A 15230-nucleotide genomic window follows, 5' to 3' on the forward strand; every position below is an offset into this window, starting at 1 on the left:
GACCAAGGCAATCTCCCGCCCCAATTACGCCCAACCCGCGCCTATGATGCGGCCGCAGACAATTCGGCGACCTTACAGCGCGGCCGTTCCATTCCCACATCACGCCCATGATCTCTCGCATCGCCCTCACCGCCGCCCTCCTCCTCAGCGCGGGCGCCGCGCCGGCTTACGATCCCTACGGACCGGCCCGGCCGGACTCCGACGTCGAGCTGACGCAAGGCTACAACCGGCCGCCGGCGGATTTCGACGGTCCGCCGCCCGGCGAGATCGACAATGGCGGTCCGGACGCCGCAGCCTTGATGTCGCGCGTCGATCGGCTCGAGCGCGATATTCGTCGCCTCACCGGCCAGAACGAGGAACTGCAGCACAAGGTGCAATTGCTGGAGGAACAGTTGCGCGCCGCCAGGGAGATCGCGCCCCATCCGGCGGAGTCCGCTCCCGCCTTGCGTCCCGCGACGGCGCCTGCGCCGGCCCCCGTCGCCGGCTCGAAACGCGGCGACGCTTTCGACCCCGCGAGCGATCCCGCCGCCCCCGGGGTTCCGAAGCCGCTGGGCTCCACCACGCCCTCTGCGCCGCTCCCCAATCCGCCGAAGACGGCCGCCGGCGCCGTCACGACCGCGCCGCCGCCGCGGGAGGTCGGCCAGCCTCTGGACATCGCCCATGGCCGCCTCGTCGGCGACCAGCCGGCCGCCACGCCCCAGATCGCGCCGGCTCCCGCGGCGGCGCCTCCGGGGCCGAAAGAAGAATATGAAGAAGCCGTCGCCACGCTCAAGGCGGGCAGGTTCGAGGCGGCGGAGAAGGAGCTGGAAGCCTTCCTCGCCAAGAATCCCAAGAGCAAATACGCTCCGGCCGCGACCTTCAATCTGGGGGAGAGCTTCTTCCTGCGCGGCCGCCACCGCGAGGCGGCCGAAAAATATCTCGAAATCTCCCAGAAATACGGCCAATCCGCCCAGGCGCCGGACGCCCTGCTCCGGCTCGGCCAGTCGCTCGGCGCCATGGGGGCGCGGGAGCAGGCCTGCGCCTCCTTCAACGAGATCGGCATGAAATATCCCGGCTCGGCGGCGCGCATACGCGACGCGGCGTCGCGCGAGAGCAAGAAGCTCTCGTGCTGACGAAGCGCGGCGAGCGCTGACCTTGGACGACGCGACGGCGCTCGACCTTTTAAAGCCGCATCGGAGCCTTCTCCTCGCCGTTTCCGGCGGGCCGGATTCGGTCGCCCTCATGCTCCTTTGCGCGCACTGGCCCGAGCGCGGCGCCCACGACGTCGCCGTCGCGACGGTCGATCACGGCCTGCGCGGCGCCGCGCGCGCCGAAGCCGAACAGGTCGGCGCGTGGGCGCGGGCGCTGGGCTTTTCCCATCATCTTCTGACATGGGAAGGCGACAAGCCGTCGACGCGGATACAGGAGCGCGCGCGCGCGGCGCGCTACGCGCTGCTCGAAGGATGCGCCCGGGAAATCGGCGCAAGCGCGATCGTCACGGCCCATCACGCCGACGATCAGGCGGAAACGATCCTCTTTCGCCTCACGCGCGGCTCCGGCGTCTCGGGCCTTGCGGGCATGGCGGCGGCGTCGCGCTGCGGGACGGTTGCGCTTTTGCGCCCGCTGCTCGGCTTCAGAAAAACGGAACTGATCGGAATCTGCGAGAAAGCCGGACACGCCTACTACTCGGACCCTTCGAACAAGGACGACGCCTACGCCCGCGCGCGGCTGCGCAAGCTGATGCCGACCCTCGCGGAACTGGGGCTCGACGCGCAGGCGCTGCTGAGGCTCGCCGCCCGCGCCGCCCGCGCCGACGCAGCCCTGGAGTCCTGCGCGAAAGCGGCCCGCGCCAGGGCGCTTCTTCACAGCGACGCGGCCTATGCGCGCTTCGACCCCGCGGCGTTGTGCGATCTGCCGCTCGAGCTTCTCCAGCGCGTCCTCGCCGGGGAGATCGAACGGCTCGCCCCGCAGGCGCCGATCCGCCTCGACCGGCTGGAGCGCGCCGCGCGACGTCTGTCCGACGCGTTGCGCGGCGGCGAGCCGCTGCGCTTGACGCTCGCCGGGTTGCTGCTGGAATCTCGGGCGAACAGCGTCACGCTCTCCCCCGCGCCGCCCCGACGCGCGGCCTCGCGGGAAGCGCGCGACGACGCTTGACCTCAGCCAGGCCTCTCTTGGCAAGGAACGAGGGCGCGCCTAGATTATTTGCAACTTGAAGCGCTCCGGGGAATCGTCCCGCGCGGGCCCTTCCCATTTGGAATAGGCAATGAACGCAAACTTCAGGAACCTCGCCTTGTGGGCCATCATCGGCCTGCTGGTGGTGGCGCTCGTCATGCTGTTCCAGCAGCCCGGCCAGCGCACGCCGATCCGGGACATTTCGTTCAGCGAGCTGCTCACGCAGATTGACCAGGGCCGCGTCCACGACGTGACCATCGCAGGGAACGAAGTCGCCGGCCACTTCAACGACAACCGGCCCTTCACAACCTACATCCCGAACGAAGCGAACATCATCCCGCGCCTGCAGGCGCATAACGTTTCGATCAGCGCCAAGCCGTTGAGCGACGGCTCGAGCTGGATCATGACGCTGCTGCTCAACGCGCTCCCGCTCGTCGCCTTCCTCGGCGTGTGGATTTTCCTCTCCCGTCAAATGCAGGGAGGGGCGGGCCGCGCGATGGGGTTTGGGAAGTCGAAGGCGAAGCTTTTGACGGAGATGGCTGGGAAGGTGACGTTTGAGGACGTTGCGGGGGTTGACGAGGCGAAGGAGGATTTGCAGGAGATTGTTGAGTTTCTGCGCGATCCCGGCAAGTTCCAGCGCCTTGGGGGCCGCATTCCGCGCGGCGTTTTGCTGGTCGGCCCGCCGGGCACCGGCAAGACGCTGCTGGCGCGCGCCATTGCGGGCGAGGCGGGGGTGCCCTTCTTCTCGATCTCGGGCTCGGACTTTGTGGAAATGTTCGTGGGCGTCGGCGCGAGCCGCGTGCGCGACATGTTCGAGCAGGCCAAGAAGAACGCGCCCTGCATCATCTTCGTCGACGAGATCGACGCGGTTGGGCGGCATCGCGGGGCGGGGCTGGGCGGCGGCAATGACGAGCGCGAGCAGACGCTGAACCAGCTGCTGGTCGAGATGGACGGGTTCGAGGCGAATGAGGGCATCATCCTGATCGCCGCGACGAACCGTCCGGACGTGCTCGATCCGGCCTTGATGCGTCCGGGCCGCTTCGACCGCCAGATCACCGTGCCGAACCCGGACTTTATCGGGCGCGAGAAGATCCTGAAGGTTCACGCCCGCAAGGTGCCTTTGGCGCCGGATGTGGACCTGAAGGTGGTTGCGCGCGGGACGCCGGGCTTTTCGGGGGCCGATCTGATGAACCTGGTCAACGAGGCGGCGCTCTTGGCGGCGCGGCGCTCGAAGCGGATCGTGACGAACCAGGAGTTTGAGGACGCGCGCGACAAGATCATGATGGGCGCGGAGCGGCGAACCCTCTCCATGACGGAGGAGGAGAAGAAGCTGACGGCCTATCACGAGGGCGGCCACGCGCTGGTTCAGCTGACGGTTCCGGGGGCGATGCCGATCCACAAGGCGACGATCATCCCGCGCGGCCGGGCTTTGGGCATGGTGCAGGGCCTGCCGGAGCGCGACCAGGTCTCGCAGACCTATGAGCAGCTGACGGCGATGCTGGCGATTGCGATGGGCGGCCGGGTGGCGGAGGAGATCATCTTCGGCCACGACAAGGTGACGTCCGGGGCGGCGTCGGACATCCAGCAGTGCACGCGGGTGGCGCGGGCGATGATCACGCAGCTTGGGTTCTCGGACAAGCTGGGGACGGTTGCTTACGCCGAGCCGCAGCAGGAGCAGTTCCTTGGCTATTCGATCGGGCGGCAGCAGACCCTCTCGGAGGCGACGCAGCAGACGATTGACGCCGAGGTTCGGCGTCTGGTCCAGGAGGCTTACGACAAGGCCAGGCAGATCCTGACCGAGAAGCGGGCGCAGCTCGACACGCTGGCCAATGGCCTTTTGGAGTTCGAGACCCTGACCGGCGAGGAGATGAAGGGCCTGCTGCAGGGCAAGCGCCCGGTGCGCGAGGACACCAGCTCCTCCGCCCCCCAGCCCCCGCGCGGATCCGCCGTCCCGACAACCGGCCAAAAACCCGAGCCGGATGTCGGCGGCCTCTCGCCGAACCCGGTCTAAGAAGCGAAAGCCCGACGGTCCCGCCGGGCTTTCTTTTTGGACGCTACGAAATCAGCTCCTGCAGAGTCTCGGCGGGGCGGCACAAACCGGCCTTTTCACCGACCAGAACGATCGGCCGTTCGATGAGGATGGGGTGCTTCTCTATCGCATCGAAAATTTCGTCGTCCGAGAGAGCCGGATTGTCCAGTCCAAGCTCGTCGTACGGCGTGCCGCGCTTACGTAGGATATCGCGCACATTTTTACCCATGCGCGCCAAAATCCCCTGCAAGGTCTTTCGATCGAGAGGGGTCTTCAAATATTCGACGACTTCCGGCTCATATCCCGCCTCGCGAAGGGCGGCGAGAACTTTGCGGGAGGTTCCACAGGCGGGATTATGATAGATAATCGCTCGCATTTTCGCTCCGGTTGCGATCAAGTTGGACTTTCAAATTAACTTATGATTCAGATTCTGGAATACGCCCGCGGCTAAATCGGGCAATTTGCACACATCGGACCGACGTCTAACTCCGCGTGAATTTTGCGCTTGTCATACGAAAAGGGATGAAGATGGCGCGTAGCTATTTCGGAACGGACGGCATTCGCGGCCTCGCCAACGTCAAGATCACGCCAGAGCTTGCGCTCAAGGTCGGACAGGCCGCCGGCCTCATTTTCCAGCGCGGCGAAGGCCGGCACCGCGTCGTGATCGGCAAGGACACGCGGCTGTCAGGATATATGATCGAATATGCGCTGGTCGCGGGCTTCACCTCCGTCGGCATGGACCCCCTGCTCCTTGGCCCGATGCCGACGCCGGCCGTCGCCATGCTCACGCGCTCCATGCGCGCCGATGTGGGCGTGATGATCTCGGCCTCGCACAATTCCTTCGAGGATAACGGCATCAAGCTTTTCGGACCGGACGGGCACAAGCTTTCGGACGAGATCGAGCATGAGATCGAGCGCCTTCTGGACAGCGATCTCAGCCGTCGCCTCGCCGGCGCCAATGCGTTGGGCCGCGCCCGCCGCATCGACGACGTGCGCGCGCGTTATATCGAGTTCGCCAAGCACACGCTGCCCCGCAATATGAGCTTCGAAGGGCTTCGCGTGGTCATCGACTGCGCCAACGGCGCCGCCTACAAGGTCGCGCCCGAAGCGTTGTGGGAGCTCGGGGCGGAGGTCATCGCCATCGGCGTCGAGCCGGACGGCTTCAACATCAACCGGGACGTTGGCTCCACCTCGCCGCAAGCGCTCCGGGCCAAGGTGCGCGAGCTGCGCGCCGATGTCGGCATCGCCCTCGACGGCGACGCCGATCGCGTCATTCTGGTCGACGAGACCGGCGCGATTGTCGACGGCGATCAAGTCATGGCGGTTGTCGCCCAGAGCTGGCGCGAGCAGGGCCTGCTGGCCAAGCCCGGCGTCGTCGCGACGATCATGTCCAATCTCGGCCTGGAGCGGCATCTCAACGGAATGGGCCTCACCCTGGAGCGCACGGCCGTCGGAGACCGCTATGTGATCGAGCGCATGCGGAAGGAGGGTTACAATGTCGGCGGCGAGCAGTCGGGCCATGTGATCCTGTCCGACTATTCGACCACGGGCGACGGCCTCGTCACGGCGATGCAGGTGCTGGCCGAGGCCAAACGCAAGGACAGGCGGCTGAGCGAGATCTGCCGTTGCTTCCAGCCCCTGCCCCAGGTGCTCCAGAGCGTCCGAGTCAACGGCCGGACGCTCGAGAAGGACTCGGTGGCGGTCGCAATCGACTCCGCGCGCGCACGCCTCGGAGACTCCGGTCGAATCATCGTCCGGCCCTCGGGAACGGAGCCGGTGGTGCGCGTCATGGCGGAGGGCGACGATCGCGATCTCGTCGAGACGCTCGTCGCGCAAGTCTGCAACGCGCTAAAGGAATCGGCCGAAGCCGCGTAACGCGGCCGCGAAAAAAGGGCGTGGGCGGGTCGAAAAGCCGTCGGCTCGCAGCGCCTTTTTCGTCGCGAAAAACTTAATAAACATAGTAGCTTACGACTAAATTTGGTTAAGCGGTAAGGTTAACTTCGCTTTAAGTCTTGTCGGTCATGTTTACCCCCGATGGCAAAGCGCCACGGGTCCGCTCTGCGGCCCGCTTTACGCAAAAAGGGGAAGTAATCATGGGCCGTTCATTCGCCCTCCTTTTAGCGGCCGCAATCGTCGCCGGAGCCGGCGGCGCAAAGGCGGCCGATCTGCTCCCGCCGCCCCCGCCGCCGATCGAGCCGCCGCCCGTCGAGTTTGGCGGCTGGTATCTGCGCGGCGATGTGGGCGTGGGCGCGACCCAAATCTCCGATTGGAGCTACTCGCTGCGGCCGGGCATCGATAATTTTGGCAACGTCCAGGTTCCCGCCGGGCCGGTCTGGAACAGCTATCACAGCCTGAACGACACGGCCTTCGCCGGCGCGGGCGTCGGTTATCAGGTCAATAGCTGGTTCCGCTTCGATCTCACTGGCGAATACCGCATCCAGTCGTCCTATCGCGCGGCGAACCAATTTACCTTTCCGGGCTGCGGCTCGGCCTGTTACGGCTTCGATCAATACAATGCGAGTCTGGGTACCGCCCTGTTTCTCGCCAACGCCTATTTCGATCTCGGCACCTGGTATGGCCTGACGCCATTTGTGGGCGCCGGCATTGGCGCGGCTTTCCATAATTTCTCGGGCCTGACGGATACGGGTTTCGGCGTCGCAAACGGCGGCTATGGGTTCGCGGCGGACACCAATCAGACGAATTTCGCCTGGGCCGTGATGGGCGGTCTGGGCTATGCGGTCACGCCGAATCTCCGGCTGGAAGTGGCTTACCGCTACCTCGACATGGGCAAGATCACCAGCAATCCGATCAGTTGCAACTCGCTGCCTTGCTTCGGAGAGCGGCACTCGTTCAACGTCGCCTCGAACGACATTCGCGTGGGCTTCCGCTACATCATCCCGACGCTCGTCCCCCCGCCCCCGCCGCCTCCGGGCCCGCTGGTTCGGAAATATTGATAAAAACAAACGGCGCGGCGTCCCCGCGCCGTTTGCGCGCCTGAAGGCGTGCGGTCCGGACCGCGAGCCTTCAGGCTCGCCTTTTTACATGGACCGCGAGCCTTCAGGCTCGCATTCTAAAAAGCCATTTCATGACCAAAGACCACAAAGGCTGGCATTCGCGCGGCTATCTTCCGCATTTTGATTCACCGGAATGCGCCCAGCACATCGTCTTCCGAACTTTCGGCAGCCTGCCCAAATCCGTCCTCGACGCGCTGCCGGACCAACCGGATCTGCGACGTGACGAAATCGACGCCGTCCTCGATCGCTGCTGCTACGGCCCCCAGCCCCTCGGCGATCCGGATGCGGCCCTGATCGTCCAGAATGCGCTGCTATATTTCGACGGCGTCAAATACCGCCTCGTCGCCTGGTGCGTCATGCCCAATCACGTTCACATCGTCGCAGCGCTATTCGCCGGCTTTCCGCTCGGCGCCGTAGTCAAGAGCTGGAAAGCCTTCACAGCCGCCGAGATCAACCGGCGGCGGGGAACATGCGGCGCCTTCTGGGCGCCCGATTATTTCGATCGCTATATCCGGAACGAACGCGACCTTGCCGCCACGGTGGAGTATGTCGAAAGAAACCCAGTCGTTGCGGGGCTTGCCGTTGATCCCGTCGACTGGCCCTGGTCTTCCGCCGGTTTCAGGCGCGCCTGAAGGCGCGCGCTCCAGACCGCGAGCCTTCAGGCTCGCATGAAGCCCCACTATACTCCCGCCATGTCCGACCTGAACCCGCCTGATTCCGTCGCCCTCACCAACGCTCCGGAAGTCAGCGTCACCGAACTCGCCAACGCCCTCAAGCGCACGGTCGAGGATCGTTTTGGCCGCGTGCGCGTAAGGGGAGAAATTTCCAATTATCGCGGGCCGCACGCCTCTGGTCACGCTTATTTCTGCCTGAAAGATCAAGGCGCGCGGCTCGACGCCGTGATCTGGAAGGGAACCTTCCTGCGCATCCGCACGCGGCCGCAGGAGGGGCTGGAGGTCGTCGCGACGGGGCGCATCACCACCTTCCCGGGCAAATCCTCCTATCAGATCGTCATCGAGGCAATGGAGCCCGCCGGCGTCGGCGCGTTGATGGCGCTTCTGGACGAGCGGCGAAAGAAGCTCGCGGCGGAAGGACTTTTCGACGAAGACCGCAAGCGTCCCCTGCCCTTCCTGCCGCAGGTCGTCGGCGTCGTGACCTCACCCACCGGCGCCGTCATTCGCGACATTCTCCATCGCCTCAACGACCGCTTTCCGCGCCGCGTCGTCGTCTGGCCCGTGCGCGTGCAGGGCGAGACCTCGGCGGCCGAAGTCGCGGCGGCGATCGATGGCTTCAACGCCCTTCCCGCCGGCGGCCCTATCCCCCGCCCGGACGTGCTCATCGTCGCGCGCGGCGGCGGCTCGCTCGAAGACCTTTGGAGCTTCAACGAGGAGGCCGTCGTGCGCGCGGCGGCGGCGAGCGACATTCCGCTTATCGCCGCCATCGGCCACGAGACGGATACGACGCTCCTCGATTTCGTCGCGGATCTGCGCGCGCCGACGCCCACCGGCGCCGCCGAGAAGGTCGTCCCCGTCCGCGCAGAACTCGCGGAACATCTCGCCGTCCGCGCGCGCCGGCTCGCCATCGCGAAGACGCGGGCGATGGAGCAGCGCCGCACGCAGCTTTCGACCTATGCGCGTCTGCTGCCGACGCCGGAGCAACTCCTGCAGACGCCCCGGCAGCGTCTGGACCGGGCCTCCGAACGGCTGCGCGCGACGTTGCGCGCCGGGCGGGATGGGCGGCGCCTGCGGCTGGCCGATCTGGCGCGCCTCCTGTCGCGCCATTCGCCCCAGGCGGAGCTTGCCGGACAGAGGGAGAGACTGAAAGGCCTGGGCGCGCGGCTCAAGGCGGGTTTCGACGCCAATGTCGCGCTTGCGCGCCACCAGAACGCCGGCGCGCGGCAGCGCGTCGAAGGGCTCTCGGCGCGTATGAAACTGGCGCTCACGACGCAACTGGCGCAAAAGAAAGATCGGGTCGAAAGGCTCGGCCGCCTTCTGGACTCCATGAGTCACAAGGCCGTGCTGGCGCGCGGCTTCGCGCTCGTGCGCGACGAGCAGGAGGCGCTGGTGCGCAGCGCCGCCCAGGCGCCGCCGGGTGCGGCGCTCACGATCGAATTTGCGGACGGGCGCATCGCCGCGCGCGCGGGGCCCGCCGGACAGCCAGATCCGCAGCCTGCCGCCGCGAAGCGCAAACCCCGCAAGACGCCGGGCGATCAGGGCTCGCTGTTCTGAGATGCAGGTTTAGAAGGGCTTGCGCGGTATCTTTGTCTGAAACTTCACCCCGCGAGAAGCATATCCTTACGCCTGTCGCAGTTTAACGGCTCCGCCGAGGGTTTATTCAAACCGCATCTGCCAGGCGACGATGCTGCGCTGCATGGGCGCGCGGGGCATGTAACAGAAAACATTGGTCGAGAGCCTCGCCTCCTGGCAATGCTCATGCTCTTCGGACCAGTCATAGCCGAGCGTGTCCATGCACGCCCTGATCTTTGTCTCGATGAGCTTCGGATTGGCCTTTCGCTCCATTGGGAAGTCGCGTTCGACCTGAAATTCGCAATCCGTCACGTCGATCTTCTGGCCCTCGAAATAACGGCCGCTGGCGCCGCTGGTGACGAACATGGCTTCCGTCGCAAGGATCAGGGCGAGACCGGCGATCAGCGCGAGCTTCTCTTGCGTCTTGGACTTCAGGAAATGGAGATCGAACAGGGAAAGGACGCCGATGACCAGCAGGCCGCCGCCGAGGATCAGCGTGAGCGGCGACAAAAACGGCGCGATCCCTTCGTTCATCTCATCCTCCCCAACTCGCAGCCGCAGCGTAATGATAGTCTGCCCTGCTCGTGCGGCAAGCGGGCGGCCGCGCGGTGAGAACAAGACTACAGATTTTTGACAAAAGTCACCGCGACTTTGTCGCACCGGCGCTCCAGGGCGCCCTCTTGCCGGAAGGAGTGGGCGACGACGGCCCGCGCGGCGAGACGCAAGCAAGGCCGTTCATACTTTGTTAACCAATTAACCTTTTATTAATGAAGCGAATAATTCGTTCAAATGTGATCAGTTCCACACACCCCTGATCAAGGTTGATGGAACCTTCGCTTAACCGTGCGAGAATAGGACTGACCGCAATCGGCCACGTAACAGGAGTTTTCCATGCTGGTTTCCGCTGCCGCCCGTTGCGCCAAACTCGCCGTCGCCCTTTCGGCGGCGCTGGCGATGGCGGCCTGTGCGAAAAATGCGGCGGACGAAGCGGGAGGCGATCTCGCCGGAGGCGTTGGCGGGCCCGGCGGCCGCGGCGTCTCCCGTAGCGGCCTGCCGGCAACCCCGGGCAGCGCCCAGGATTTTGCGCAGAACATCGGCGATCGCGTTTTCTTCGAGACCGATTCCACCGAATTGACGCCGACGGCCCAGCAGACGCTGGACCATCAGGCGCAATGGCTCAATCGCTACAGCCGCTACAGCTTCACGCTCGAGGGCCACGCCGACGAGCGCGGCACCCGCGAATATAACTTCGCGCTCGGCGCCCAGCGCGCCGAGGCCGCGAAAAATTATCTCGTCTCTCGCGGCGTCGCCGCCTCGCGCATCCGCACGGTGAGCTACGGCAAGGAGCGGCCCGTCGCGACCTGCGACGATATCTCCTGCTGGTCCCAGAACCGCCGCGTCGTCACCGTGCTGGCGGGCGGGAACTCCTGAAAGCCCGCGCGGGCGTTGTTCGGCCCGCTGCGCGACATCGCGGGCGCGCCGGCCTTCCGCCGCTTCAAGGTCGCGATCCTCGACCATCGGCCTCTCGCCCGAACCTGAAGGCGCGCGGCGGCAAAACTTTTCCGCGGCCTGCGTCAGAACCCCTTGCGTCGGCGACGCCGTTGCGGCAATAAGGCGCGCGCTTCGGCGCTGCAGGAGTGTAGCTCAACTGGTAGAGCACCGGTCTCCAAAACCGGGGGTTGGGGGTTCGAGCCCCTCCACTCCTGCCAGTCATGATAATTTCTCCTTTTATATCAGCTAGTTACGCACCATTTCGGCCCACTTTTTTAGAAGGTGGGCCATCAGATGTTCCATGTTCGCCCCTTTCGAGACGCGCTATCGCGGCGTCAGCGAGCGCGCTGCGCCTCGCTTTTTTCGTGTAGGCGGAAACGCTCTTTGTTGAGCCATGGCCGGCGAGCGCAGCCAATTCATGCTCGCTCGCGCCTCCCTCTGCCGCCTCCGTCAGAATGCCCTTTCGGCACCCGTGAGACGTGTATTTCGGCGGGAGTCCGGCCGCCTTAGCCGCAGCCGAAAACCAGTTGTAAGCGGACTTCGCAGACCGGGTGCGCCCCGCCTGCGTCGCGAGATACGTGAGATGCGGCGTCGGTGCTGCGGCGAGCGCTTCCGCAAGATCGGGCAGGATTGGCGTTTCAATCACGACGCCCTTCTTGCTCGTCTTCATAGCCACACGACCGTCACGGACATGCTGCGGCCCCAGGCGTAGCGCGTCGCCGATGCGCAGTCCTGTATTCCACATAATTTCAAACGCCGTCCGCTGCGGCGAGCCGATGGGCCAGCGCGCGCGGAAAAGCTCGGCATGTTCGGGGCGCCATGTTTCGGAACCGCCCGCGCGGTCGCCAGTGACCTTCAATTTTTCGACGCCCGCCGCCGGACTCCGGTCGAGAAGATCGGCCTTCACAGCATAGGTGAAAAGAGCCTGTAGCGCCTTTAGGACGTTGTTCGCCTCGCCCGGTGCGTTCGCCTTCCTCTCGATGATCCTGACGACGTGGCGCCGCCGAAACTCGCTGTAGGGCAGATGGCCAATGTCGGCGCGAAGCCGGTCAAGTTGCCGCCGATAGCCCGCAGCGGTCACTGGCGCGAGCGCCTGATATTTTGACGAGCGGATGTAGCTCGTAACTAGCGCCCCGAATGATCCGGCTGGCCACTTGTCCGCCATCGGCGCCGGCGCCAGCGGCTTCCGATCAAGCGCGGAATAGTAAGCCGCTTCGGCTTCCTTGGATGCGCTCGGATGGTCGGGAAGCCTTACCTTGGGCTCGGCGCCGCGCCTGAAATACCAGCGCACCTGCCCGTGACGTGACACGTCGCGTTTGAGGTAGCGCCACTTCATTGCGGTGCCCCCAGGATTCGGGAAAGCTCAGCGTCGATCGTGTTTACGATCGGCTGTTCAGGCTCGCCCATAATGACGATGATGCGACCGCCCGGCTCGATTTCCACGCGCTGGACGTTGTGGCCAGAATCGCGCGCGGCGCGGAGCGCCTTCGTCATTTCAGACTGAGAAACGCGGGGTTTGCGGGGCGTGTTCATCACTCTGCATCCCCCGTGATAGGCGGCAGCTCGTCAAGCTTCCCCGCGAGCAGCGCGCCGACCATCAAAATTGGCACGGCGCCAATTTCAGCAACGCGGGGAATGCCTTTTACAATGTCATTCGCAGGATTTGTTGAAGTGTAATCAGCCGTTATGCCGATAAAACCATTCAATCTCTTGCCAAAACTAAGGTAAATGCGCCCGTGCGTCCGAGGAAACCACACGTTTATCCTTAGGGACAAAATTTTTGTTGCTTCGGTCTGTGGGTATTCCCCGGCGCCAAGACCCAGCAGCGGCCAAAGCCGGCCTTGCATGGCGACCGCAATTATGGCCTCCAAAGCATCTATGAAGCTATGCCCCGGCCTAAGCGCTTCAAATTCAGGGACACCGGTATTTGCCCAACGGAGCTGGGGAAATTCCGGGCCGAAGTCGGTCTCGTGGTACGCGCTGTTTTGATACCGATGCACAGCCTCGACAGCATCGCGCGGGCGGGTGCTTGCCGTCATCGCTGTCAATAGATGTGCTGCGTCTCGTGGCGTTACTTTTGCAGCCGCTGGACCGCGCCCGCCCTTGGTCCGCAGGCCTGCGAGATGCAGACTGCGATCAATCTGCGCCACGGTTGGTTCGTCTTCACCGGTAGCGGCGGCAACGACTTTGACGAGTTCGCCTGGTGTAGCCATTCCATTCTATTAATACTACAATGGCCCGGCGTCAACCGTCATTGTAGTATGAGTCGGATTGACCCGCGCAAAATCTGTTGACCGGTCAGAATGTGCCGTCAGACTGCAACGGTTGCCCCAAGCGAAGAGGTTTTACGATGGCTGAAACAACCGAAGATTTGAAAACAAAGCTCACTGAATTGGTCGAGCGCCGCGTTGAATTGGCGTATCAACTTGCCGGGGCCTATGACGACAAAGGTCTTACGACGCTTGCCGCAATCCATTCGGCAATCGCCGCCCTCGAAGCGGTAATTGCGTCTGGCGCGGGGGAGCCTGAGGCCAGTTGCCCAGAAATTCATATTATTTAGCGCCGGGAGCCATCCCGGCCCCCGGCACTTGGGCGCCGCGCGGGAAAGGAGAACCGCCGCGCCCTCTCGGGGTTTACGCACTCGCCGAGTAACCGGGGCCGATTCAGGGACTGTGACAACCCAGGGGCGGCCCTCCCCTTTTCCGTCATGACTCCCAATCGAGCCGTTGGAACGCGCTCGCCAGCGCCTCGGGCGGGAGACCAGCAGCCTTGGCTTCCGCCATCGCCGACACGAGCGCGCCGAGCGCTCGCGCCGCGCCGCCAGCGTCGAAGGCTTGCGTCGGCCGCAGCGTGTCGAGACGGATTTCCCCGCCGAGCTTTTCGGAAGCTTCCTCGCCGATCAATTCCGCGATTGGTTGCAGCGTCCAAGCGCACAAATGCCGCTGCGCCTCCCGGACGAGCGGTCCCGTGGTCGCGGTCGAGAACAGCGCCGGGAGCACCCCGAACGCGCCGCAGATGGCTTCACGCGCGCCCGAGAGGCTTTCCGTCGTCATCGCCTGTTGCAGATTCGGCGTCACATCCGCCGGGCGCCAGTCGGTCGCGGGAGCGGGTCCGCCCGCCGCCGACACGTTCACACTCTCGCGTAGCAGCACCCGGCCACGGCGACCGCGAAAGCCGCGCCCCATCGTCTCCAAATCGACGCTCTGGCTTTCGGGCATAGGAACAATTTGGCTGCCGAGAGGCGCGTGCTCATAGACTTCGCCGAGCGCGGCTTCGAGCGCGTTCAACAAGCTCGCCGTCAAAGGCGCGCGGCGCAACGGCGCTGTGCCGAGATATGGCGACGCAGAATCGCAGCCGACGCGAAAGTGAAGCACTTCCGCCGCAAGCGCGGTTTCCGTGCGCCCGCCGCCCGCTTCACTGATTGAGACGCGATAAGCAGTCGGCTTGCCGTTGCGCGTCGACAAATCCCAATCCGCCGCCGGCACAAGGCCCTCGTCGCGAATGAGAAAGACAGCCTCGCCGCGCCGGGCGAGAGAGCGCCCGACGAGCGCGAGCGTGCGCCGGTCGAGAAGATCAGTTCCGATAACATCTGCCAACGCGAAACCGTGTTCCCAAAGGGAAATGCAGCTTTGCGCCGTCGCCGTCAGTTCGGCGAGGCCCGAGCGCCCTGCAATGTACGACTCGCGCGCCGAGATGATTTCCGCTGTGAAGCCGGCCGCGGCCGCGCGCTTTTCGACTTTCTTCCAAGGCCATCGCCACGCCATTAGTTTGCCCTCCGGTATGGGCGCAGCAGGTCGCCCGCGCCGCTCCTATCCATCGCGCGCGCCAACGCCGTGTTGTCATATACGGAGCCCCCAAGGTCGGGCACGTCCTCGCTGCGAATGCCCGGCGTCATGTTCGCCATCGCTTGCGCGGAATACTCGGCGAGCCTGCGAAACGCTTCATTGACGGCCGCGGGAACGTCGCCGCCGCCAACGCTCGCCGTGAAACGGTAAGGCCCGCAGCCGTGGAGCATGTAGCCGCCGCTCGGGCTCGGCGTCGGCGTGAACGAAACCCAAGCGACGCCCTCCCAAATTTCCGTTGTCGTGACTTCCGTAGGCGAAAGTGGCGGGAGCCATTCGCCCGCGCCTTCAACAATCCAGACGACTTCGCGCGGCGTCCAGCGGCGCGCAATATAGGACTCGATCCTCTGCCAAATCATCGCGCGGCTTACCGCAGCGGCTTCCTTTGAAAGTCCGCTCGGCGCGGCGGGATAGCTCGCGGGGATTTCCTCATCTTGTTTGATCGTCGCCGCCATCG

16 protein-coding genes and 1 tRNA gene are annotated in these 15230 nt (G+C 64.8%); 10 read left to right on the top strand and 7 right to left on the bottom strand.

Annotated features, from left to right (window positions below; translation table 11 throughout):
- Positions 1-107 precede the first annotated feature (107 nt).
- From ybgF to ftsH, 3 genes are all read left to right on the top strand, one after another.
- Entirely contained in the window at positions 108-1112 is a 1005-nt protein-coding gene (ybgF, locus tag ACNHKD_RS12825; protein ID WP_442753874.1) for a tol-pal system protein YbgF, read from the top strand.
- A gap of 22 nt (positions 1113-1134) precedes the next feature.
- On the top strand, positions 1135-2133 hold the full coding sequence (tilS, locus tag ACNHKD_RS12830; RefSeq protein ID WP_442753875.1) for a tRNA lysidine(34) synthetase TilS: 999 nt from the start codon (positions 1135-1137) through the stop codon (positions 2131-2133).
- A 109-nt stretch (positions 2134-2242) separates the two neighbouring features.
- Positions 2243-4162, top strand: coding sequence for an ATP-dependent zinc metalloprotease FtsH (gene ftsH / locus ACNHKD_RS12835; protein WP_442753876.1), 1920 nt, complete (start codon positions 2243-2245; stop codon positions 4160-4162).
- Positions 4163-4205: 43 nt separating this feature from the next.
- On the opposite strand, the gene arsC is transcribed toward ftsH, so the two are convergent.
- Positions 4206-4556 (bottom strand): arsenate reductase (glutaredoxin), encoded by a 351-nt coding sequence (gene arsC / locus ACNHKD_RS12840; protein WP_442753877.1) that lies wholly within the window; start codon positions 4554-4556, stop codon positions 4206-4208.
- 152 nt (positions 4557-4708) lie between these two features.
- Between arsC and glmM the strand changes: the two genes are divergently transcribed.
- From glmM to xseA, 4 genes are all read left to right on the top strand, one after another.
- On the top strand, positions 4709-6055 hold the full coding sequence (gene glmM, locus ACNHKD_RS12845) for a phosphoglucosamine mutase (protein WP_442756894.1): 1347 nt from the start codon (positions 4709-4711) through the stop codon (positions 6053-6055).
- A gap of 218 nt (positions 6056-6273) precedes the next feature.
- Entirely contained in the window at positions 6274-7134 is an 861-nt protein-coding gene (locus ACNHKD_RS12850) for an outer membrane protein (protein WP_442753878.1), read from the top strand.
- A gap of 131 nt (positions 7135-7265) precedes the next feature.
- Positions 7266-7826: a transposase gene (locus ACNHKD_RS12855; protein ID WP_442753879.1), complete on the top strand. Its 561-nt coding sequence runs from the start codon at positions 7266-7268 to the stop codon at positions 7824-7826.
- 36 nt (positions 7827-7862) lie between these two features.
- Positions 7863-9422, top strand: a complete 1560-nt coding sequence (xseA, locus tag ACNHKD_RS12860; RefSeq protein ID WP_442753880.1) for an exodeoxyribonuclease VII large subunit — start codon at positions 7863-7865, stop codon at positions 9420-9422.
- A 102-nt stretch (positions 9423-9524) separates the two neighbouring features.
- On the opposite strand, the gene ACNHKD_RS12865 is transcribed toward xseA, so the two are convergent.
- Positions 9525-9974, bottom strand: coding sequence for a hypothetical protein (locus tag ACNHKD_RS12865; protein WP_442753881.1), 450 nt, complete (start codon positions 9972-9974; stop codon positions 9525-9527).
- A gap of 357 nt (positions 9975-10331) precedes the next feature.
- On the opposite strand from ACNHKD_RS12865, the gene pal reads away from it, so the two are divergent.
- Both pal and ACNHKD_RS12875 read left to right on the top strand, forming a co-directional pair.
- On the top strand, positions 10332-10871 hold the full coding sequence (pal, locus tag ACNHKD_RS12870; protein ID WP_442753882.1) for a peptidoglycan-associated lipoprotein Pal: 540 nt from the start codon (positions 10332-10334) through the stop codon (positions 10869-10871).
- 202 nt (positions 10872-11073) lie between these two features.
- Positions 11074-11149, top strand: a tRNA-Trp gene (locus ACNHKD_RS12875).
- Positions 11150-11181: 32 nt separating this feature from the next.
- Here ACNHKD_RS12875 and ACNHKD_RS12880 read toward each other — a convergent pair.
- The 3 genes from ACNHKD_RS12880 to ACNHKD_RS12890 are packed head-to-tail and all read right to left on the bottom strand — an operon-like array spanning position 11182 to position 13144.
- Positions 11182-12267, bottom strand: a complete 1086-nt coding sequence (locus tag ACNHKD_RS12880; RefSeq protein ID WP_442753883.1) for a tyrosine-type recombinase/integrase — start codon at positions 12265-12267, stop codon at positions 11182-11184.
- Positions 12264-12464 carry a hypothetical protein gene (locus ACNHKD_RS12885; RefSeq protein ID WP_442753884.1) on the bottom strand — a complete coding sequence of 67 codons (201 nt, stop codon included), beginning with the start codon at positions 12462-12464 and terminating at the stop codon, positions 12264-12266. The genes ACNHKD_RS12880 and ACNHKD_RS12885 overlap by 4 nt, the downstream gene beginning before the upstream one ends.
- A complete protein-coding gene (locus ACNHKD_RS12890) occupies positions 12464-13144 on the bottom strand; it encodes a hypothetical protein (protein ID WP_442753885.1) in 681 nt (226 codons plus the stop codon). Before ACNHKD_RS12890 ends, ACNHKD_RS12885 begins: the two co-directional genes overlap by 1 nt.
- A gap of 137 nt (positions 13145-13281) precedes the next feature.
- Here ACNHKD_RS12890 and ACNHKD_RS12895 point away from each other — a divergent pair, with 137 nt between their 5' ends.
- Positions 13282-13491 carry a hypothetical protein gene (locus ACNHKD_RS12895; protein ID WP_442753886.1) on the top strand — a complete coding sequence of 70 codons (210 nt, stop codon included), beginning with the start codon at positions 13282-13284 and terminating at the stop codon, positions 13489-13491.
- A gap of 145 nt (positions 13492-13636) precedes the next feature.
- Here ACNHKD_RS12895 and ACNHKD_RS12900 read toward each other — a convergent pair whose 3' ends face one another.
- Together ACNHKD_RS12900 and ACNHKD_RS12905 are read right to left on the bottom strand one after the other, a co-directional pair.
- Complete coding sequence (locus tag ACNHKD_RS12900; protein WP_442753887.1) at positions 13637-14695, bottom strand: phage portal protein; 1059 nt, start codon at positions 14693-14695, stop codon at positions 13637-13639.
- The gene (locus ACNHKD_RS12905) at positions 14695-15228 is read right to left on the bottom strand and encodes a hypothetical protein (RefSeq protein WP_442753888.1); all 534 of its coding nucleotides are present in this window, start codon (positions 15226-15228) and stop codon (positions 14695-14697) included. The genes ACNHKD_RS12900 and ACNHKD_RS12905 overlap by 1 nt, the downstream gene beginning before the upstream one ends.
- Positions 15229-15230: the final 2 nt, after the last annotated feature.

Origin of the sequence: Methylocystis sp. JAN1 (assembly GCF_052186135.1) — a bacterium.
GTDB lineage: Bacteria > Pseudomonadota > Alphaproteobacteria > Rhizobiales > Beijerinckiaceae > Methylocystis.

Excerpts from the sequence above, each read along its gene's own strand:
- ybgF (WP_442753874.1), top strand. The coding sequence starts at position 108 with ATGATCTCTCGCATCGCCCTCACCGCCGCCCTCCTCCTCAGCGCGGGC.
- ftsH (WP_442753876.1), top strand. The coding sequence starts at position 2,243 with ATGAACGCAAACTTCAGGAACCTCGCCTTGTGGGCCATCATCGGCCTG.
- arsC (WP_442753877.1), bottom strand. The coding sequence starts at position 4,556 with ATGCGAGCGATTATCTATCATAATCCCGCCTGTGGAACCTCCCGCAAA.
- glmM (WP_442756894.1), top strand. The coding sequence starts at position 4,709 with ATGGCGCGTAGCTATTTCGGAACGGACGGCATTCGCGGCCTCGCCAAC.
- ACNHKD_RS12850 (WP_442753878.1), top strand. The coding sequence starts at position 6,274 with ATGGGCCGTTCATTCGCCCTCCTTTTAGCGGCCGCAATCGTCGCCGGA.
- ACNHKD_RS12855 (WP_442753879.1), top strand. The coding sequence starts at position 7,266 with ATGACCAAAGACCACAAAGGCTGGCATTCGCGCGGCTATCTTCCGCAT.
- xseA (WP_442753880.1), top strand. The coding sequence starts at position 7,863 with ATGAAGCCCCACTATACTCCCGCCATGTCCGACCTGAACCCGCCTGAT.
- ACNHKD_RS12865 (WP_442753881.1), bottom strand. The coding sequence starts at position 9,974 with ATGAACGAAGGGATCGCGCCGTTTTTGTCGCCGCTCACGCTGATCCTC.
- pal (WP_442753882.1), top strand. The coding sequence starts at position 10,332 with ATGCTGGTTTCCGCTGCCGCCCGTTGCGCCAAACTCGCCGTCGCCCTT.
- ACNHKD_RS12880 (WP_442753883.1), bottom strand. The coding sequence starts at position 12,267 with ATGAAGTGGCGCTACCTCAAACGCGACGTGTCACGTCACGGGCAGGTG.
- ACNHKD_RS12885 (WP_442753884.1), bottom strand. The coding sequence starts at position 12,464 with ATGAACACGCCCCGCAAACCCCGCGTTTCTCAGTCTGAAATGACGAAG.
- ACNHKD_RS12890 (WP_442753885.1), bottom strand. The coding sequence starts at position 13,144 with ATGGCTACACCAGGCGAACTCGTCAAAGTCGTTGCCGCCGCTACCGGT.
- ACNHKD_RS12895 (WP_442753886.1), top strand. The coding sequence starts at position 13,282 with ATGGCTGAAACAACCGAAGATTTGAAAACAAAGCTCACTGAATTGGTC.
- ACNHKD_RS12900 (WP_442753887.1), bottom strand. The coding sequence starts at position 14,695 with ATGGCGTGGCGATGGCCTTGGAAGAAAGTCGAAAAGCGCGCGGCCGCG.
- ACNHKD_RS12905 (WP_442753888.1), bottom strand. The coding sequence starts at position 15,228 with ATGGCGGCGACGATCAAACAAGATGAGGAAATCCCCGCGAGCTATCCC.